This window comes from Prevotella pallens ATCC 700821 (assembly GCF_000220255.1).
GTDB classification, from domain to species: domain Bacteria; phylum Bacteroidota; class Bacteroidia; order Bacteroidales; family Bacteroidaceae; genus Prevotella; species Prevotella pallens.
In genome coordinates this window covers 1,846,768-1,867,243 of record NZ_GL982513.1, presented here as the reverse complement: position 1 = coordinate 1,867,243, position 20,476 = coordinate 1,846,768, and the positions used below count along the sequence as shown (strand labels likewise).

Genomic DNA, 20,476 nt, shown 5'->3' with positions numbered 1-20,476 from the left:
GCAAACTCAATGGCTTCTTTAATAGCATAGAAATCTCTGTTCTTCTTAGGTAAGAAATTAATCAGTTTTTTTAATTCCGATTCTCCACAAGACTCGTATAGGGCACACTAATGTTTATACAGGGGCATAAGAAGTTTTTTCGTTTAAAAGTACCTTTAAGTCCATAGATATTTCCTGCGTAGTATGAGATATAATCCTACATAGGAAATGTTCTTTTTCTATAGTATTCCAACTTCTTTTCTTATTGTTTTATCCCGCAAAAACCATTCTTTTGCCCCATAATATCTTATCTTTTATCTCTTGTAATAAGTTGGTTAATAGCCAATTATTCATTCGGTTGATTATCTGTACACCTATAAAGGGTCTCTAAAAACATGTACGCATAAGGATTTTACAAGTATGAAGTAATGTCGTTAGCCTATGAATATTGCCAAAATCCAACTATTATTTCGTTTGTTTTGCGATGCTTATACAAGTACATTGCACCATATCCGAGAACGTAATCGCCCGAAATCACTCCATCAGGATAGTAGTCTTCGTCTATTTGAAGGAAGAAATCGAATCCATCTTCTTTTAATTTTTCAAAGTAATAGTCCTCATCTTGTATAAGTTGTGGGTGCTTACCGCTTGTAATAAAGCCATACTCGTTGTCCTGAACCTCCTCAAATTTCGTAAGAGAACATTTACGAACTCCTTCTAAAGTGTAGTCGTCATTGTCGCTTTCCTCTGAAAACGAGTGTACAAATACCTTTAGCGAGCAGTTTGGATAGATATTATTATCCACCATTGTGTCGTAACTTTCAGGCACAAAGATAGATAAGTATTCGTTTGAAGCACTTGGATTCTGAACCATCAGAAAGAATTTATAGTGTTTAAAACTATCTATATTTTTCAGAAGACAAGCAGGAATATTTCCTCCAATCCTACCTATTTCGTTACACGATGCATCCGAAGAGATATTCGCGATCTTATTCATAGCTTGTTATATTTAGAATTTTAATATTTGTTCGTAACCATTTTTCAACAAAAATACTTGTTGGTTAGGCCGTAAAACAACAAAAATAAATCAGCCAAATAGGGGCGGTGCATCTGTCTATCGTTTGTTAAGAAATTCCCTTATAGCCTGTTTCGTACCATATTTTTGGCAATAGAGAAATGCTTAACCACTTTATTCAGACTGCGCAAACTCAATAGCCTCTTTGATAGCATAGAACTCTTTGTTCTCTTTAGGTAAGGAATCAATCAGCTTCTTGAATTCCATTTCACCTAAAATGCACCTGTAATCGTCTAACATAATGTCCAATTCACCTTTAAATCTCGTTTTTTGCTGAGGACTTCCTTGTAGGTAAAACAAGTTGATATGCCTTTTAGCTTCATCAGCATTTGTATGCAACAGCAGTTCAAAAGCCTTTGCCTCAAACGAAGAATCGTTGATGATCAACAGCAAAGATTCAGACAGTGCAGCCTTATCAGTCTTGTTTGTCTCAATGTTCAATAAGCAATTTTGCAGCTTCTTCCTACTCTCAAAATACTGTCTTATAGCCAATCTTAGTTCTTCCATTGCTTCTATATATTACCATTATTTATTATTCTATTTTTAAGAAACCTGCTGCAAAGATACCATTTCTTTCGTAATATCAAATAAGGCAAGTTTACTAATTTAGCAAACTTATTCTAATAGTCTTAAAAGATAAGTTGCTAAGAATTAAATAATCAGGAAAAAATCAGTACCTTTGCCATCGAAATGCGCAAACAAAATAGAACTGCGTGCACTTCTCAACACTTTTATTTATAAATAAGAACTATTTAAGATAAGACAAATGGACTGGAAGAAACTGCAGAACGGCTCGGATATTAGAGGCGTAGCACTCGAAGGGATAGAAGGCGAAAGCGTAAATCTTACCAACGAAGTAACAACTGCTTTGGCACAAGCATTCGTTGCTTGGTTGGGCGAAAAGAATGGAAAGACGGCTCAAGCAATAGCTGTCGGTAGCGATTCACGTCTTTCTAGTCCAACACTCAGACAAGCCTTTGCCGATGGCGCAGCCGCTGCTGGTGCAACAGTGCTTAATTTTGGTATGGCTTCTACGCCAGCAATGTTCATGGCAATAGTAGATGAGCAGCTTCATGCAGATGGTGCCGTTATGGTAACAGCAAGCCATTTGCCTTGGAACAGAAACGGATTGAAGTTCTTTACAGCCAAAGGTGGATTGGAAAAAGCAGACATTGCACGCATCTTAGAGCTTGCACCACAGTTCATGGGTGCCGAAAAGAAAGGCAATGGAGAGGTAAAAGCCGTTGATTTTATGGCTACTTACTGCGATATACTTGCCAATTATATCCGTCGTGGCGTGAATAATGGCGACCAACCATTGCAAGGTATGCACATCATAGTAGATGCAGGCAATGGCGCTGGTGGCTTTTTTGCTAACAAAGTGTTGAAGTCTTTGGGAGCCGATACCACAGGAAGTCAGTTCCTTGAACCTGATGGCAATTTCCCAAACCATATCCCTAACCCAGAAAACAAAGAGGCAATGGCTTCTATTTGCAAAGCCGTTGTAGAACATAAAGCCGATTTAGGAATTATTTTCGATACTGATGTAGACCGCTCTGCAATTGTAGATAGAACAGGAAAATCAATCAACCGCAATGCACTTATCGCATTGATATCAGCCGTAATATTACGCGAACACCCTGGAAGCACTATCGTTACCGACTCAGTAACGTCAGACGGCTTGGCAAAGTTTATTGCCGACCGCAACGGTAAGCATCATCGCTTCCGTCGTGGATACAAGAATGTCATTAATGAATCGCTCCGTTTGAATGCGAACGGTGAAGAATCGTGGCTCGCAATAGAGACTTCTGGACACGCCGCACTACGCGAAAACTACTTCTTAGACGATGGAGCGTATCTTGTAGCAAAGCTAATTGTTGAGGCAGCGTGCCTGCGCAAGGAAGGAAAAGAGCTTCAAGACCTTATTGCAGACCTACAACAACCTGTTGAAAGTAAGGAAATACGCTTTAAAATTGATACCAACGACTTCAAAGCATACGGCGAACAGGTGTTGGAACATATCAAGACAGCAGTTGAAAAAGATTCTGATTGGCAGTTGGTATCGCCCAACTATGAAGGTGTACGCATCGCTTGTACAGGCGAAGAAGAACAAGGTTGGTTCTTGCTTCGCCAGTCTTTACACGACCCAGTGTTGCCTTTGAATATCGAATCGAACGTTGAAGGTGGTGTCAATCGCATCACCGAGCGAGTTCTTAGCTTGCTTTCCGACTTTAAAGCATTAAAGCAATAACATAAAAAATGAAGGTAAGAGTAGTTTCGGCACGCCTTGAGCAGTCAGCAATCATAGCAGAAATGATAATGGAAGCTATGAATTATGAGTGCTGTCAATGGTTTGCAGGACCACAACATACTTTAGACGACTTCTTCAATCTGATGAAAAAGCTCGTCGAACGTACCGATTCTCAATATTCTTACCTTAATACTCTTGTTGCCATCACGCCCGACAATAAAGTTGTAGGCGTATGTGTTAGCTACGATGGAAGTTTGTTACGCATACTTCGTAAGGCATTTATAGAAGGTGCAAAGGCAGCTTTCGGACGTGATTTCTCCGATATGCCTGACGAAACAGAGGCAGGCGAACTTTATATCGACTCGCTTTGTGTGAGTAAAGAGCATCGTGGTAAAGGCATAGCCAAGCTGTTGCTACGTGCAACTATAGAAAAAGGTAAACGCATGAACCTACCTACAGGACTGTTGGTAGATACAAATAACCCTAAAGCAGAAGCTCTTTACAACGCAGTAGGCTTTGTTTATAAAGACGATAACCAATGGGGTGGCCACTCTATGCGCCACATGGTATATACATTATAATGAGTATGAAGTAACAGAAGAATTAAAATTGTAGTTATGAGATTATTGTCATTAACTTTACTTCTAGCCCTTGGAGTGGGCGCAAAAGCAGAAACAACACCATCAGATTCTATTCAAACAATCAAAGGAGTAGAAATAACAGCACGCTTAACACAGCGTGAAATCGTTCCAGCACAAAGCTTAAAGAATGCAGACCTGCAACGACTCAATAGTCAGTCTATAGCCGATGCTTTGCGATTCTTCTCAGGTATTCAGCTAAAAGATTATGGTGGAGTAGGTGGTATAAAGACAGTGGATATCCGTAGTATGGGTACGCACCACTTAGGAATATTCTATGACGGTATAGAACTTGGCAATGCGCAGAATGGACAGATAGATCTTGGACAGTTTTCGCTTGACAATATCGATGAAATATCTCTTTACAACGGACAGAAAAGTGCTATCTTTCAACCTGCGTCCGACTTCGGTAATGCTGGTAGTGTGTATATTCGAACACGCAAACCTCGCTTCACTGATGGCAAGAGTTATAATGTAAAGTTGAAAGCAAAGTATGGTTCGAGCGATTTGGTGCGCCTTTCTGCTTTGTGGGAACAACGTCTTTCGTCTGCTGTCTCTACTTCGCTGAATGCCGAACATCTTACTTCCAGTGGTAAATACAAGTTCAATTATCGCCGTGTAACGCCAAGTGGTGTTGTTGCCTACGACACAACAGCTGTCCGACAGAATGGTGATATACGAGCAGACCGTATAGATTTCAACGTAAATGGTATCTTACAGCGTGGTTATTGGAATACAAAAGTTTATTTCTACAATAGCCAACGTGGCATTCCTGGCGCTATTGTGAATAACGTTTGGCGTAGAGGTGAGCGACAAAGCGACCTCAACTTCTTTGTGCAGAATCGTTTTCAAAAGGATATTACCGACCGTTTCTCAACACAATGGTTGGCTAAATACGCCTTTTACCGCACGCATTACGTAAACAAAGACACTACACAGCTGCCTGCCGATAATCGTTTTTGGCAACAAGAGTTCTATCTTTCAACTTCTAATGCTTACGAAATTCTACCCAATTGGAGTATTTCTGCAAGCTACGACTTTCGTTGGAACAAGCTAAATGCAGACACTTATCGTTTTGTTTTCCCTACACGTTTTTCTAATATGATAAGTCTTGCTACTGCTTTCGAAGCTCGTTTTATACGCATACAAGGGTCTGTGCTTGCTTCGTTTATACACGATAAACTCCACCCAACTACTCGTTTAATGCCAGGAATGAAAGCTACCGACAATATAACAAAGTTTACTCCAGCTCTCTTTATCGACTTTCCAATAATTGATAAAGCAACTAACGGAGCTTCTACAAAGCTTTCTGTACGAACATTTGCTAAGCGTAGCTTCCGTATGCCTACATTCAACGATCTTTATTACACTGATTTGGGAAACTCGAACCTAAAGCCAGAGAGCGCAACGCAGTACGATTTAGGAGTTGTTTTCAACAAGCAATATAATGGGCACTTGCTTAAGAACGTGCAGTTTCAGGCTGATGGCTACTATAATACTATTCACGATAAGATAATAGCATATCCAAAGGGACAACAATTCCGCTGGACAATGCTCAATTTAGGACGTGTTCATATTACGGGGATTGATGTAATGGGAGCAATAGCATTGCAACCTATTAACGATTTAGTAGTTACGGCACGCCTACAATACACTTATCAGGACGCACGCGATGTTACTAATGCATCTGATGTGTTCTATAAAGACCAAATTCCTTATATTCCGTACAACAGTGGCTCTGCTATTGTGAACCTTGCTTACCACAATTGGACTCTCAACTACAGTTTTATATATTCGGGCAAACGCTATAACCAGCAAGAAAATATACCCAACAATTATATGCAACCGTGGTATACAAGCGATGTAAGTTTGCAATACGACTTTAAAGCTTTTGGTACAAAGTGCAGAGCAATGCTGGAAGTAAACAATATACTTAACCAAAAGTACGATGTTATTCTCAATTATCCAATGCCAGGCATTAACGGTCTTGTTGGTTTACAAGTAGAATTATAATATAACAAACATACAATGATGAAGTTAAGATACGTTTTTTATAGCCTATTAATAGTTGTTTTGGCTGTTTCTTGTCGTGAAGACGATACCATTATCTATCCTTCTGAACATAGCATTGGTGAAGTAACGCACACCAAATACGCAGGACTTTACGTTTTGAACGAAGGTAATATGGGTTCAAATAAGGCTACATTAGACTTCTTGGACTTAGAATTAGGAAAGTATTATCGCAATATTTATCCTTCGCGGAATCCAAATCAGATAAAAGAATTAGGCGATGTGGGCAACGATGTCAAGATTTATGGCAACAGTTTGTGGCTTGTAATAAACCAATCTAATAAAGTTGAGGTTGCCAATGCACGTACAGCTGTAAGTAGAGGACACGTAGATATTCCAAACTGTCGCTATGTTGCATTTCAAGGGCGGTATGCTTACGTTAGTTCTTACGTAGGAAAGATAAGCGAAAAAAGTGTTTTGGGCGCTGTTTATAAGGTAGACACTGCCTCGTTGCAGATTGTTGATAAATGCACGGTGGGCTATCAGCCCGAAGAACTTGTAGTGCAAGATGGCAAAATATATGTTGCCAATAGTGGAGGCTACAATGGAATGTCGTCGTTAGGATACGACCGTACTGTGAGCATTATTGATTTAAACACCTTTACCGTAACTAAGACCATTGATGTTGGTATAAATCTGTTCCGTCTTCGTAGCGATAAATATGGCAAATTATGGGTTTCATCGCGTGGCGACTACAATCAGATTTCATCAAACCTTTATGTTGTAGACAACGATAGGGTAGAAGATGCATTAAATATGCCTGTAGATGGCTTCGATATCATAGGCGATTCGCTTGTAACTTACACTACTCAGAATATGAAACCAGTGTTTAAAGTTGTAGATATACGAACTCGCAAAGTGGTGAATAGTAACTTCCTGAAAATTCCAGAACAGTTCCCAATAAAGACTGCATACGGAATAATAATACACCCAATTACTGGCGATATATATGTTATGGACGCAACCAACTATGTTTCGAGTGGTAAACTTTATTGTTTCGATAAAAATGGAAATTACAAATGGCATACCTTAACAGGCGATATTCCTGGACACGCATGCTTTTTAATAAACAATTAAATATAGAAATTGTATGAAGAAAATCTACTTATTTTTGGCTTTTATGTCAATGTCGGCACTTGCTTGTGCTCAAAAATCCCCTTACATTAAGGCGGTAGACGAGTATGTTCCTGCACCAGGACAATTTATAAACACTTTGCCTGAACTTTCAGAGAAAGATACTCCCGAAACTGCTGCCGAAGCATGTACAAAGAATCTTGCTAATCAAAAGCAAAGTGGACTAATTACATTAGGCGCTTATGGTGGTTACATTACTTTCCACTTCGACCACCCAATTATAAACGTAGAAAATGCACCCGACTTTGTTGTTTATGGAAATTCTTTCCCAGGTTGGTCGGAACCCGGAATTGTTATGGTTATGAAAGATGAAAACGGCAACGGAAAACCAGACGACACATGGTATGAACTATCTGGAAGTGCCGATGTAGACAGCGTAGGTAAGGTTAAGTATAACTACGAAATTACGTATACGCCAAATTCAATGAAGGATATTCACTGGACCGACAATCAAGGCGGTGCTGGCGACGTTAAACGAAATAGCTACCATCAACAGGAATATTATCCGCTCTGGATAAAAGAACCACTTACGTTTAAGGGAACACTGTTGCCAAAGACTAGCTATAAAGAAGGAAACTTGCTGAAAGTGAACGTATGGCGCTATGGATATGTAGACAATTTGCCTAACAACGGAACCGATGGACTTTACATAGAAAATGCAGTAGACGCCGATAGAAAGCCAGTGAAGTTAGATAAAATAGACTTTGTGCGTGTTTATACAGCCGTTAACGATTGGGGAGAATTTGTAGGAGAGTTTTCAACCGAAGTATCTGGCGCAGAAGATTTACACCCCGATGCAACAGCTATAGAGGCACCGCTTAACTCGAACGAAGAAACAACAGTTGTAGCTATTTACACCATCGAGGGTAAGAAAGTAACAGAAATGCAACACGGGCTAAACATTGTGAAGTTAGCAAACGGAAAAGTTCGAAAAGTATTAGTAAAGTAAGCAAGGCATAAACATTTCATAACGTAAACAGAAGACGGCAAGTGCTAATGCAGAATAGCAACTTGCCGTTTTTTATAATCTTATTTTTACGCACACAAATGTGTTTCCTCTTATCTATAGTCGCAAAGGAAACCATAAAATCAATGCATTTAGTATAGCAAAACCATAGCAGTGTAGCCATACAAACCTTAGTGTTAGAAATGGCGAAGCACACATTCGTAACACCCTCTTCAGAGTCTCGTTCTATTCTCTCTATAGTCTCACATCAATTTAATCGTAGTCAAATGGTTTTACTTACACGTAAGTAAAACTTTATTTACACGTAAGTAGAACTTTATTTACGTGTAAGTAAAACTTTACTTACACGTAAATACTACTATCTGAGACTGATGAGAAAATAACGCAACCATAGTTATAATGCCATTCGAACATAGTGTCAATCTCGTTTATCACATATCTTTAGAACCTATAATGCCTTATTCGGGATAAATTGTGAATAAAAAATAAAAGCAATGTTCCTTTTAAATAAGTTTAAATTCAAAGCTGTATCTTTGCAATCAAATAAAAAAATCTGTTCAAAATGTACAGATTAAATATACGAACGAGTTAAAGAAACATTATTAACAAAAAACAAAAAACATTTAAAACAATATGAAGAAACTATTTTTAAGCTTATTAGCAGTGGGCTTCTTAGCCATTGCTCCAGCAACTTCATTAGCTTCTAACAGCAACATAGTAGCAACAAACTGCCCTAACGGTGGTAAAAAGGTAGACGCAAAAGCATTTACCAATAAACTTGTTAAGGAATTAAAACTCAACAAAAAGCAAGCAGCCGAGCTATTGAAACTTAACAACGAATATGCAGACATATTGGTTTGCCCAAAACAGAATACCGATTGCAAGAAAGCAGAAAGTTGTTGCAAGAAAAACGAAGCAAGTCATTGCGACAAGCAAACTAAGTCTGAATGCAAAAGCGAAGCAGGAAGTTGCTGCAAACAAGCTAAACCAGAATGCAAAAGCGAAGCAGCACAGTGCAACAAACAAGCACAGAACGAATGTAAAGGCGAAGCAGAAAGTTGCTGCAAACAAGCTAAACCAGAATGCAAAAGCGAAGCAGGAAGTTGCTGCAAACAAGCACAGAACGAATGCAAAGGCGAAGCAGGAAATTGCTGCAAACAAGCTAAACCAGAATGCAAAGGCGAAGCAAACCATTGCGATAAGCAAGCAAAGGCTGAATGTCCAAAACGTATGTGCGAAATGAAGACTAAGTGTAATGCTTACCTTGAAGGCTTGAAGAAAATATTAACAGATAAGCAATATCAACAGTTTATGAATATGTAAGACATCAATAACGTTAATGAAACAAAACAAGCGGGTGCACCATAGTTTAACTCTTGTGGTGCACCCGCCTTGTTTATAATGCCTTCTTAATCTCTTTCAGTATTACAGCCCGTCTCGCTATATTTGGCATTTAAGTTTGTAGGCTAACGCTTTCCGCTGCCTTTCTAACTATTCATACTACGGCAGAACATTATTCGTTTAATAGTTTCAAAATACACCATCAACGCTTAAAGGCCGCTGTATCGCAAGCACTAGAAAACAAAAAAGAGAACATATCCCAATAGATACATTCTCTTTATAATTAAATCTTAATGATTATTGCTTACTTAACTTCGCAACCGCATTCACTCTTATGGTGATTTTGAACAAAAGCGAGCAACATCCAAACAGTCTTCTCTTGTGCTGCAATGTAACCAGTCATAAGGTCAGCAGTAACATCATCGTGAGCATCGTTAGCTAAGTCAATAAGCTTACGCTCTTGTGCAATAAGATTCTTGAAGTAGCCTAATATGTCTTTCATACCTTCTTGACCACACTCAACTTCGTTAAGTTCTTTGATTGTTGCAATTTTTAAATACTCGCTGAACTTACTTTCAGGTATGCTACCAAGCTGAAGAAGGCGTTCAGCTATCTCGTCAACTTTCCCTGCAGCATCGTTGTATAGCTCTTCATACTTAGCGTGCAAAATAAAGAAACCATGTCCTTTCACGTTCCAATGAAGATTGCGGAGATTTGTATAGTAAATCTGGAAATCAGCCAATAACTGTGCAAGTCCTTTTCTAACTGCGTTAACCTTACTCTCTTCCAATCCTAAAATCTCTAAATTATTCATACTTTTTCCTTTCTAATTTAATTATTAGTTTCTAATTTAATTATTAGTTATCCGTCTAATTGTGATGCAAAGATAGATAAGATAAACTTGTTCACCAAATGTTTTTATCTATATAATTATAGAATTAATCTATATTAACTTGTAAGATACGTATAATGAGAGCCTTATAATGCATAGAGAAAAAGATTTGTATTGTACTTTTTAGATGAGAAATATTATTTACTACATTGTATGATACTATTGATTAGATAGTATTACACTATTGATTACATTGTGTATATGAGCAGAGGCGATATAAAAAATCCCCACAAACAATAGTTGTTTATGGGGATTTGTATGTGTTTTGAAGCCTTACTTACGAAGACCAAGCTTCTTAATGATTGCACGATAACGCTCGATATCGCGTTTGTACAGATAATCGAGGAGTGAGCGACGCTTACCAACAAGGCGAGTAAGAGAACGAGTTGTAACGAAGTCTTTACGATTCTTCTTTACGTGTTCTGTTAAATGCTTAATGCGATAGGTAAACAATGCAATCTGGCTTTCTGCTGAACCAGTGTCTTCTGCCTTCTGTGCTTTGCCGTATTGACCGAAGATTTCTACTTTCTTTTCTTTACTTAAATACATTTTAATTAATTGATTAATGTTGTTTGCAATTACATCATTCCATTGCGAAAGTCGCCTTAATCGTAACGAGTAGCAATGTCAAATGCATCGGTATTTCCGAAACTGCGCTGCAAAGTTACAACATTTTATTTGTTCCACAAGGCTTTTACGATTATTATTTGTAATTTTGCACCCACATTTCACTTAGGAATATTAAGATATAATAAATGCAAGATATAAGGAATATCGCAGTAATTGCGCACGTAGACCACGGTAAAACTACGTTGGTAGATAAGATGATGCTCGCTGGTAAACTCTTCCGTGATGGACAAAATAACAGCGACGAAGTGTTAGACTCCAATGACTTGGAGCGCGAACGAGGGATAACAATTCTTAGCAAAAATGTAAGTATCAATTGGAAGGGTACTAAGATTAATATACTTGATACGCCAGGACACTCCGATTTTGGTGGTGAAGTGGAGCGTGTATTGAATATGGCTGACGGCTGTTTGCTATTGGTAGATGCTTTTGAGGGACCAATGCCACAAACACGCTTTGTGCTTCAGAAGGCTTTACAACTTGGTTTGAAGCCTGTAGTGGTTGTAAATAAGGTAGACAAACCTAACTGTCGGCCAGAAGAAGTATACGAGATGGTGTTCGACCTTATGTGCGATTTGAATGCAACAGAAGACCAATTAGACTTTCCTGTTGTGTATGGCTCGGCTAAGAATGGTTGGATGGGAGCTGATTGGAAGACTCCAACCGATAATATTGATTATCTTTTAGACCTTATTATTAAGGCTATTCCTGCACCTGAGCAGTTAGAAGGTACACCGCAGATGCTTATTACATCGTTAGATTTCTCTAGTTACACAGGTAGAATTGCTGTGGGGCGTGTGCATCGTGGTACATTGAAAGATGGTCAGAATATTACTGTATGCCACAGAGATGGTAGCAAGGAACGTACAAAGATTAAAGAACTGCACACTTTTGAGGGTATGACACACCGCAAGACCGATGCTGTTGAGTCTGGCGATATATGTGCAATTATTGGGTTGGAGCATTTTGAGATTGGCGATACCATTGCCGACTACGATAATCCAGAGGCTTTGCCACCAATTGCTGTGGACGAACCAACTATGAGTATGCTCTTCACTATTAACGATTCGCCTTTCTTCGGAAAGGAAGGCAAGTTCTGTACGTCGCGCCATATTAACGAGCGTCTTGAGAAAGAGCTTGAAAAGAACCTCGCTTTGCGTGTTGCACCTGTAGAGGGATATACAGACAGATGGCTGGTAAGTGGTCGTGGTGTGTTGCATCTTTCGGTTCTAATAGAGACAATGCGTCGTGAGGGATACGAATTGCAGGTGGGACAGCCACAAGTAATATATAAGGAGATAGACGGACAGCGTTGCGAGCCTATCGAGGAGCTTACAATAAACGTTCCCGATGAATTTTCGAGCAAGATGATTGATATGGTAACGCGTCGTAAGGGCGAACTTTTAAGTATGAATACTGAGGGGAATCGTGTGAACATTATGTTTGAAATACCTTCGCGTGGTATAATGGGACTACGTACGAACGTGCTTACTGCAAGCCAGGGCGAGGCTATTATGGCACATCGTTTTAAGGAATATCAGCCTTTTAAGGGCGAGATTACTCGTCGTATCAATGGTTCTATGATTGCGATGGAGAATGGTACGGCATACGCTTACTCTATCGATAAATTGCAAGACCGTGGTAAGTTCTTTATCGACCCGGGAGAAGAAGTATATGGTGGGCAGGTTGTTGGAGAACACGTACACGACAACGACTTGGTTATAAACGTAACGAAGGCAAAGCAGCTTACCAATGTGCGTGCGTCGGGCTCTGATGATAAGGCACGTGTGATACCGAAAGTAGAGATGAGTCTTGAAGAGTGTATAGAATATATAAAGGTAGATGAGTATATTGAAGTAACGCCTAAGAACATTCGTATGCGTAAGATACTGCTCGACCACCTTGAGCGTAAGCGTGAGAATAAAGAATAAACATTTTTTCCTTCTTATACCTGATTGTTAAGTTGTAGAGCCGAAAAAAGTAAGCCTATAATATAATAATAAGGAGAAAAGGTCGTTTCATAAGTAAAATATAACAAACTTATGAGACGACTTTTTTTATTATTTTTATTTGTGCTCACCCTTTTTGGTGCACAGGCACAACCTAAGTGGGGAACGTGGTCGGTGGTACCACACGTTGGCATTAGCTTTGCTAATCTAACCAATGATGTTATCGGTGTTGCAGATAACAGAATTTCGCATTCGCAGACAAGGATAGGTTTCTCGGGCGGTGCAGATGTGTATTACCAGCTGTCAGATAAGTTGGCGTTGTCTGGTGGTGTTGCTTATACACAGGCTGGTTGCAACTTTAAAGATGTTCCTGCCGATCTTAACGCAAAGAACGGCACAGTGTTTCATAATGCATATTTCAATTTGGGATATGTTGATGTTCCATTGCTTGCTCATGTTTATGTATCGAAAGGCTTGTCGTTCTCGGTTGGTTGTCAGCCTTCTTTCCTTACAAAGGCTACAGCGCACGCTGAAATGCAAGGCTATGAAACGGACGGAAAAGGTGGAATAAAGTACGATAAGAATGAAGTTAGTGAAGGTGATATGAAGACTTCGTTCAAGAAAACCGCCTTTGCCATACCTGTTGGTATAAGCTACGAATATGAAAACGTGATGCTGACGGCTCGCTACAACATCGGACTTTCAAAGGTTTACAACCACGATTTAGCCGATAGCAAAAACAAAATCATTACCGTTTCGCTAGGATATAAGTTCAATTTATAAAAGAATATAATTGCAGGCAAAGCTTGTATTTATAATTAAGGCAAACTAGAACAATTCAAAAGCTGAACAGTATTATAAACGTTAATTTATTGATCCCTGTATAATGAGTTCGATGTTATATCGAGCTCATTTTTTTTGTTTATAGTTGATAGGGCATAGTGTTATTAAGGGGGGGGAAGATTATATTGCAATACAGCAACGCTATGATTTAAATATCTGTAATGAGTTTGGCTACCTTCTAACAAACGTTATGCTGATATATGTGTGCGAAACATTTCTCTTTGGTGCTGTAATAGTTTCTCTTTGGTGCTGTAATAGTTTTATAGGCAACAAACAGTTTTATTTACGTGTAAGTAAAGTTTTACTTACGTGTAAATAAATAGCTACTTACGTGTAAGTAAAGTTTTACTTACGTGTAAATAAAACCATTTGATGCGTATGCAAATGGTGCGCATACATAGAGTAAATGAGAGAATGTTGTGAGAGAATTATTGCGTATTCGTGTTTCCGAGTTTTCTTTTCTCTGTATATAGCTTTGTGTTTTGCGTTTTGTTGTGTTTTTCTTCTTGTGTTGTTTTGTTGAAAAAGTAGCCGATTAGTTTTGGTAAACAGGTTTCTTTCCAATGTATATACTAAAATATTAAGGAATGAATGGCATAAAAAAATCCTCTTCTAACCGTGTGGTCGAAGAGGATTTTTAATATCGTAGCTACCAAATATTATTTGTATAAGTAGCGTTTAATAGAGCGTTTTGGCGTTTTTATAAACTCCTCGTTCAACAGTTCTATATCTGTAAGTTTGCAATAAGCAGGCATCTGTTCGTTCAGTTGCTTTCTATTCTCCTCCATTAAGTTTTTAATATCCGCCTCGTTTAGCCCAAGTTCTTTCGCTTCTTCAAGGTCAGGATAAACCAACCCAACGAGTTTATCGCCACGTTGCACCACAAGACATTCGCTAACAAGTGGCAGAGAGCTAAGTTTGTCTTCAATTTCTTCGGGGTAGATGTTCTGCCCGTTGCTACCCAAAAGCATATTTTTAGAACGCCCCTTAATGTAAACGTTATTGTCGGAGTCCATAGTACCAAGGTCGCCAGTATGGAACCAGCCATCAGCATCAAGCACTTGACGGGTGGCTTCATCGTTCTTGTAATATCCCAATAGCACATTTGGTCCTTTCGTAAGTATCTCGCCTGGTATATTCTCAGGGTCCGGACTATCTATGCGCACTTCTTGGTGTAATGCAGGTTGCCCACACGATGTTGGCACAAATGTTTTCCAATCTCGATAGCAAATAATAGGGGCACACTCTGTAGCGCCATAACCAACCGTAAATGGAAAGTTAATATCTTTCAAGAAGTTTTCTATTTCTCGGTTCAAAGCAGCTCCGCCTATAATAATTTCGTAGATATTGCCACCGAAAGCTTGTTTCACCTGTTCGCAAATTTTCTCTTTCACCTTCTTGTGTATTACAGGAGTGTTCAGCAAGAGCTTCATTCGGCTATTCTGAATTTTAGGGAACACACGTTTGCGTATAATCTTTTCTATTATGAGAGGTACGGCAATCATTAGCACTGGTTTAATTTCTGCAAGCGCTTGTGCAATGATAGCAGGCGAAGGCATACGTGTTAGGTAGAAAATATGGGCACCAGATATAAACTCAAATATGAGTTCGAAAGCCATACCATACATGTGAGCCATAGGCAAAATGCTAATAATGTGGCTGCCCGGCTTAATCATAGAACCTAATACACTTCGTGCGAAGTCGGCATTGCTCCACATTGCGCGATAAGGAATCATTACTCCTTTCGAATTTCCAGTAGTTCCACTAGTATAATTGATAAGCGCTAATTCATCGGGACTTTGTTCACGGTAGTAGCGAACATGCTCGGCACGGAAGTATTTTGGATATTTCTTGCCAAACATTTCGTTTAGATGTTCGCGTGCAAACGTTAATTTCTCCGTTCGGCTTAGAATCAAAGAGAGGTCGGGAAGATAGAATATACCTTCGAGTGCAGGCATTTTCGTATTGTCAATCTCTGTTGCAACTACATCGCCAACAAATAGAATTTTCGCTTCGGAGTGGTTTACAATGTTGTGTATTTGTTCTGGTGTAAACTCGTGCAGAATAGGAACCGCTACAGCTCCGTATGTAAGAGTAGCCAAAAAGGCAGCAGCCCACATAGAAGAATTGCGTCCACAAAGAGCAATCTTATCGCCCTTTTGTACACCACTAGCTTCAAACATAATGTGAATTTTCTCTATTTTACGAGCCACGTCATGATATTGAAGCGTCTTTCCTTTATAATCTGTTAAAGCATCACTATCCCAATGATTAATGATACTCTTCTCTATTAATTCGTTAAAACTTGGAAATTGTTGCATTGTAAGTGTTTTTAGACGCTGCAAAGATATTCATTTTCTTGCACACTCCAAAAATATTTGTGCAATAATTGTACTTTTATGCTTTATCTGTGCAATACTTTCACTACAATAGATACAAATTCTTACTATTCGTAATGCATCGTTTTAGCTGGGTGAATATGGCTAATTAAGTAGCTTGGCGCAATAAGAACGAATACACATATTAGCAGGGTGGCAATGTTTAAAGCTATTATAAGTAGTACATTCAATTCTATTGGAACAGTGCTAACATAGTATGTCTTAGGGTCGAGCGTAACCAGTCCGGTATATTTTTGCAAGAATACTAGTCCTAAACCAATAATATTGCCCCACAGCAATCCTTTTCCAATAATGAAAGTAGCAAACCATAGGAAGATGTGGCGTATCTGAGCGTTCTTTGTTCCCATTGCTTTCAAAATACCAATCATTTGTGTTCGCTCTAAAATAATAATGAGCAATCCAGATATCATAGTTACTCCTGCAACCGAAACCATAAGCGCAAGAATTATCCAAACATTTAAATCCATAAGGTCGAGCCACGAGAATATTTGTGGATTTTGTTCTACTACCGTAGCAACAGAATAGCTATTGCCATATCGGTCGGTTTTTCCCTTAACCTTATTCAATATGTTTAAGGCAATAGCATCAAGCATTTCAAAATTGTTTACTTGCACTTCTGCTCCGCTACATTGGTCAGATTGCCAGCCATTCAGCTTATTTGTGGTATACAAGTCGGTGAAACAAATCTGCGAATCGAACTGTTTTAAATTGGTTTCGTAGATACCCGATATTGTAAAACGGCGAGTACGCACTCCCTGTTCGTTTACAAAATAGGCATAAATCTTATTGCCTACATTTAAATTAAGCTTCTCAGCAATGGTTTTAGATATTAGTATTTTCTGTCCACTTTGTGTATCAGAGAACACAGGAATACTACCGGCAACCATATTCTGATGTATAAAAGTAGAATCGAAGTCGCTCCCAATTCCTTTTAAGACTATGCCTAAGAAATCGTCATCGGTTTTTAAAATCCCTTGCGTATATGTATAACGTTGAACGTGCTGCACATTTGGAGTAGCCAATAGCATTCGCTTTAAACTGTCGTTTACTACTATTGGATAATTTTCTGAGCGTTGCAGAGAGTTAAAATTAGCTACTGTGATGTGGCTACCAAAACCAATAACCTTATTGCGAATAGTATGTTTGAAGCCAAGAACAACGCAAACCGACACAATCATAACAGCGAGACCAATTGCAATGCCAAGTGTGGCGATACGAATGGCAGGTTTAGACACTTTTCTGCCTCGATCTTCGTTGCCATTTATCTTTCGTGCTATAAATAAAGGGAAGTTCATTTGCTTATATTCTATTGTTTTTTGTTTACTAAACGATTGCAAAGATAGAACTTTTTTTCCTTTTAATGGCATTTATAATATATCAAACCAGACTTTTTTACTACTTTTGCATTCAAGTATAAACGATATGGTTCACTCTTTGCGGTTACGCTTTAGGGTGCCAAATAAATAACAAATAAGACAATGAGAAGCAAAACTACTTCTTGGTTTGAGACCAAGGTGCGTTACGATAAGACTATGGAAGATGGTCAAAACAAAAAGGTTACAGAGGCATATACAGTGGAAGCGCTAAGCTTTTCTGAAGCAGAAAGCGCTATAACAAAGGAGATGTCGCACTATATCAGCGGTGAATTTGATGTAAAAGCTATTACTCCTGCAGCTTATGGAGAGATTTTCTTTAGCGATGCCGATAACGACGATAAATGGTTCAAGGCTCGTTTGGCATTCATTACCATTGATGAAAAGACTGAAAAAGAGAAGCGTTCTACTATAACATACCTTGTTCAAGCTCACTCTGTCAATGGAGCTGTAAAACATGTAGACGAGGTTATGGGCAAAACAATGATTGATTACGACATTGTTTCCATTGCCGATACAAAGATTATGGACGTGTTTGAGCACCAAGCTACATCGAAAGCAATCGATGCAAAGCCTGAATACGAATAATAAAGAAGCACAGAATACCATAAAACAACTGAACTATGTACGATGTAGCAACAAACTTACACAAAGTAAAGGACGGCTTACCCGATGGCGTTCGCTTAATTGCCATCAGTAAATATCATCCTAACGAATACATTGAAGCAGCCTATAATGAAGGGCAGCGTATGTTTGGTGAAAGCCACGAACAGGAGCTTTCCGCTAAAGCAAAGACACTACCCAACGACATTGAATGGCACTTCATAGGGCATTTGCAATCCAATAAGGTGAAATATATTGCGCCTTACATCTCTATGATTGAGGCTGTGGACACCCTTAAATTGCTGAAAGAAATCAACAAACAGGCTGCAAAGCATAACCGCATCATCAATGTCTTATTGGAATTGCATATCGCTGAAGAGGATTCTAAGTATGGGTTTAGCATCAATGATTGCCAAAAGCTATTGAAAGAAGGCGAATGGCGTGAACTAAAAAATGTGCATATATCAGGCTTAATGATGATGGCGTCGAACACAGACGATACCGAACAAATTAGAAAAGAAATGACCCAAGCTGCCGATTTCTTCGACGAAGTGAAAGCAAAGTACTTTGCCGACGACCCCGAATTTAAAGAACGGTCGTGGGGAATGAGCAGCGATTACGAGATAGCAATAGACTGTCGTAGCACAATGATTAGAGTTGGAACAGCCATTTTTGGTCCTCGTGTGTACTAATTGCTTATCTTGCGAACAACAACACCCCTTTTAAAACCAACCCCCAACTGAATTATGATACAAGAATATCAAGTACGTGTGATGCCTCAAGTGGCATATAACGAGGAGAATATAAAAGCGTTTATTGCGAAAGATAAAGGTATTGACGCACGCACTATCAACCATGTGCGCACTCTAAAACGCTCTATTGATGCTCGACACCGTGATATTTTTGTAAACTTAAAGGTAAGAGTCTATATCAACGAGGTGCCTCACGACGATGAATACATAAAGACCGAATATCCCGATGTAAGTCATTCGCCTCGTGTTATCGTTGTAGGAGCAGGTCCAGGTGGACTATTTGCTGCATTGAAATTGGTGGAATTAGGGTTGCGCCCCATTGTTTTAGAACGTGGAAAAGACGTGCGCGAACGCAAAAAAGACCTTGCCCAAATATCTCGAACACATATCGTAGACCCTGAATCGAACTATTGTTTCGGCGAAGGAGGTGCAGGAGCATATTCCGATGGTAAGCTTTATACACGCAGTAAGAAGCGTGGTTCGGTAGAGAAAATACTCAATGTGTTCTGCCAACATGGTGCTTCTACAAGCATTCTTGCCGACGCTCACCCACATATTGGTACCGACAAGTTACCAAAAGTGATTGAAAATATGCGCAATACTATTATTGCTTGTGGCGGAGAAGTGCACTTTCAAACCAAAATGGTAGCATTAGAAACCGACGGCAACGAAGTTGTTGGGGTAAAAGCAGTATCTTCTTACGAGGGAGGACAACAAGAAAAGACATTCAAAGGTCCTGTTATTCTTGCCACAGGACACTCGGCACGCGATGTTTATCAGCACTTTCAAGAAACTAATATCGAAATGGAAGCGAAGGGAATTGCCGTTGGTGTGCGTTTGGAGCACCCTTCAGAACTCATCGACCAAATACAATACCACAACAAAAATGGTCGTGGGAAATATCTTCCAGCCGCCGAATACGCTTTTGTAACGCAGGTAGAAGGGCGTGGCGTCTATTCATTCTGCATGTGTCCAGGTGGTTTTGTCATTCCTTCGGCTACTGGTCCCCAACAGATTGTAACCAATGGTATGAGCCCAGCTAACCGCGGAACGAAGTGGTCGAATGCAGGAATGGTGGTTCAAATCAACCCTGAAGACATCGAAGGCGACGACTTATTGCGCATGATGCACTTTCAAGAGCAATTAGAAAAAGATACTTGGCAACAGGGAAACATGCGCCAAACAGCTCCTGCACAACGTATGTCAGACTTTGTAAACAAGCGTTTGTCGTACGATTTACCTAAATCGAGCTATGCACCAGGACTCATTTCTAGTCCGTTACACTTCTGGTTACCCAACAATATCACCACTCGCTTGCAGCAAGCATTTAAGAATTTCGGTAAGCAAGCGCATGGTTTCCTTACCAACGAGGCTGTGATGATTGCTACAGAAACCCGCACCAGTTCGCCCGTACGTATTCTTCGCGATCACGAAACTTTTATGCACGTGCGCCTTCAAGGCTTATTTCCTTGTGGCGAAGGTGCTGGATATGCAGGCGGCATAGTTAGTGCTGGCATCGATGGAGAACGTTGTGCCGAAATGGCAAATGCTTATTTATCTCGCCTTCAGCAATAAAATACTCC

17 protein-coding genes are annotated in these 20,476 nt (G+C 39.4%); 11 read left to right on the top strand and 6 right to left on the bottom strand.

What is annotated here, in order from left to right; translation table 11 throughout:
* Nucleotides 1-418: 418 nt before the first annotated feature.
* Both HMPREF9144_RS07295 and HMPREF9144_RS07290 read right to left on the bottom strand, forming a co-directional pair.
* A complete protein-coding gene (locus HMPREF9144_RS07295; protein ID WP_006045286.1) occupies nt 419-976 on the bottom strand; it encodes a hypothetical protein in 558 nt (185 codons plus the stop codon).
* 192 nt (nt 977-1,168) lie between these two features.
* Nucleotides 1,169-1,561, bottom strand: coding sequence for a hypothetical protein (locus HMPREF9144_RS07290; RefSeq protein WP_006045285.1), 393 nt, complete (start codon nt 1,559-1,561; stop codon nt 1,169-1,171).
* 259 nt (nt 1,562-1,820) lie between these two features.
* Between HMPREF9144_RS07290 and HMPREF9144_RS07285 the strand changes: the two genes are divergently transcribed.
* The 6 genes from HMPREF9144_RS07285 (at nt 1,821) to HMPREF9144_RS07260 (ending at nt 9,437) form a co-directional block, all read left to right on the top strand.
* Nucleotides 1,821-3,305 carry a phosphohexomutase domain-containing protein gene (locus tag HMPREF9144_RS07285; RefSeq protein WP_006045284.1) on the top strand — a complete coding sequence of 495 codons (1,485 nt, stop codon included), beginning with the start codon at nt 1,821-1,823 and terminating at the stop codon, nt 3,303-3,305.
* An 8-nt stretch (nt 3,306-3,313) separates the two neighbouring features.
* A complete protein-coding gene (locus tag HMPREF9144_RS07280) occupies nt 3,314-3,886 on the top strand; it encodes a GNAT family N-acetyltransferase (protein ID WP_006045283.1) in 573 nt (190 codons plus the stop codon).
* A gap of 36 nt (nt 3,887-3,922) precedes the next feature.
* Nucleotides 3,923-5,956, top strand: coding sequence for a TonB-dependent receptor (locus tag HMPREF9144_RS07275; RefSeq protein WP_006045282.1), 2,034 nt, complete (start codon nt 3,923-3,925; stop codon nt 5,954-5,956).
* Nucleotides 5,957-5,971: 15 nt separating this feature from the next.
* Nucleotides 5,972-7,090, top strand: a complete 1,119-nt coding sequence (locus HMPREF9144_RS07270) for a YncE family protein (protein ID WP_006045281.1) — start codon at nt 5,972-5,974, stop codon at nt 7,088-7,090.
* Nucleotides 7,091-7,103: 13 nt separating this feature from the next.
* Complete coding sequence (locus HMPREF9144_RS07265; protein WP_006045280.1) at nt 7,104-8,096, top strand: hypothetical protein; 993 nt, start codon at nt 7,104-7,106, stop codon at nt 8,094-8,096.
* 651 nt (nt 8,097-8,747) lie between these two features.
* Nucleotides 8,748-9,437, top strand: a complete 690-nt coding sequence (locus tag HMPREF9144_RS07260) for a DUF4890 domain-containing protein (RefSeq protein ID WP_006045279.1) — start codon at nt 8,748-8,750, stop codon at nt 9,435-9,437.
* Between the two features lie 322 nt (nt 9,438-9,759).
* Here the strand turns inward: HMPREF9144_RS07260 and HMPREF9144_RS07255 are convergent, their stop codons facing one another.
* Together HMPREF9144_RS07255 and rpsO are read right to left on the bottom strand one after the other, a co-directional pair.
* Nucleotides 9,760-10,269: a Dps family protein gene (locus HMPREF9144_RS07255; RefSeq protein WP_006045278.1), complete on the bottom strand. Its 510-nt coding sequence runs from the start codon at nt 10,267-10,269 to the stop codon at nt 9,760-9,762.
* A gap of 351 nt (nt 10,270-10,620) precedes the next feature.
* Nucleotides 10,621-10,896: a 30S ribosomal protein S15 gene (rpsO, locus tag HMPREF9144_RS07250; protein ID WP_006045277.1), complete on the bottom strand. Its 276-nt coding sequence runs from the start codon at nt 10,894-10,896 to the stop codon at nt 10,621-10,623.
* Nucleotides 10,897-11,102: 206 nt separating this feature from the next.
* Between rpsO and typA the strand changes: the two genes are divergently transcribed.
* Both typA and HMPREF9144_RS07240 read left to right on the top strand, forming a co-directional pair.
* Nucleotides 11,103-12,905 (top strand): translational GTPase TypA, encoded by a 1,803-nt coding sequence (gene typA, locus HMPREF9144_RS07245; RefSeq protein WP_006045276.1) that lies wholly within the window; start codon nt 11,103-11,105, stop codon nt 12,903-12,905.
* Nucleotides 12,906-13,016: 111 nt separating this feature from the next.
* The gene (locus HMPREF9144_RS07240) at nt 13,017-13,706 is read left to right on the top strand and encodes a porin family protein (protein ID WP_006045275.1); all 690 of its coding nucleotides are present in this window, start codon (nt 13,017-13,019) and stop codon (nt 13,704-13,706) included.
* A gap of 719 nt (nt 13,707-14,425) precedes the next feature.
* Here the strand turns inward: HMPREF9144_RS07240 and HMPREF9144_RS07235 are convergent.
* Together HMPREF9144_RS07235 and HMPREF9144_RS07230 are read right to left on the bottom strand one after the other, a co-directional pair.
* Entirely contained in the window at nt 14,426-16,087 is a 1,662-nt protein-coding gene (locus HMPREF9144_RS07235) for an AMP-binding protein (RefSeq protein ID WP_006045274.1), read from the bottom strand.
* A 125-nt stretch (nt 16,088-16,212) separates the two neighbouring features.
* Nucleotides 16,213-17,460 carry an ABC transporter permease gene (locus tag HMPREF9144_RS07230; RefSeq protein WP_040595642.1) on the bottom strand — a complete coding sequence of 416 codons (1,248 nt, stop codon included), beginning with the start codon at nt 17,458-17,460 and terminating at the stop codon, nt 16,213-16,215.
* 183 nt (nt 17,461-17,643) lie between these two features.
* Here HMPREF9144_RS07230 and HMPREF9144_RS07225 point away from each other — a divergent pair, with 183 nt between their 5' ends.
* The 3 genes from HMPREF9144_RS07225 to HMPREF9144_RS07215 are packed head-to-tail and all read left to right on the top strand — an operon-like array spanning nt 17,644 to nt 20,468.
* Nucleotides 17,644-18,126, top strand: coding sequence for a DUF4494 domain-containing protein (locus tag HMPREF9144_RS07225; RefSeq protein ID WP_006045272.1), 483 nt, complete (start codon nt 17,644-17,646; stop codon nt 18,124-18,126).
* 35 nt (nt 18,127-18,161) lie between these two features.
* Nucleotides 18,162-18,833 (top strand): YggS family pyridoxal phosphate-dependent enzyme, encoded by a 672-nt coding sequence (locus HMPREF9144_RS07220; protein ID WP_006045271.1) that lies wholly within the window; start codon nt 18,162-18,164, stop codon nt 18,831-18,833.
* A 54-nt stretch (nt 18,834-18,887) separates the two neighbouring features.
* Nucleotides 18,888-20,468, top strand: coding sequence for an NAD(P)/FAD-dependent oxidoreductase (locus tag HMPREF9144_RS07215; protein WP_006045270.1), 1,581 nt, complete (start codon nt 18,888-18,890; stop codon nt 20,466-20,468).
* Nucleotides 20,469-20,476: the final 8 nt, after the last annotated feature.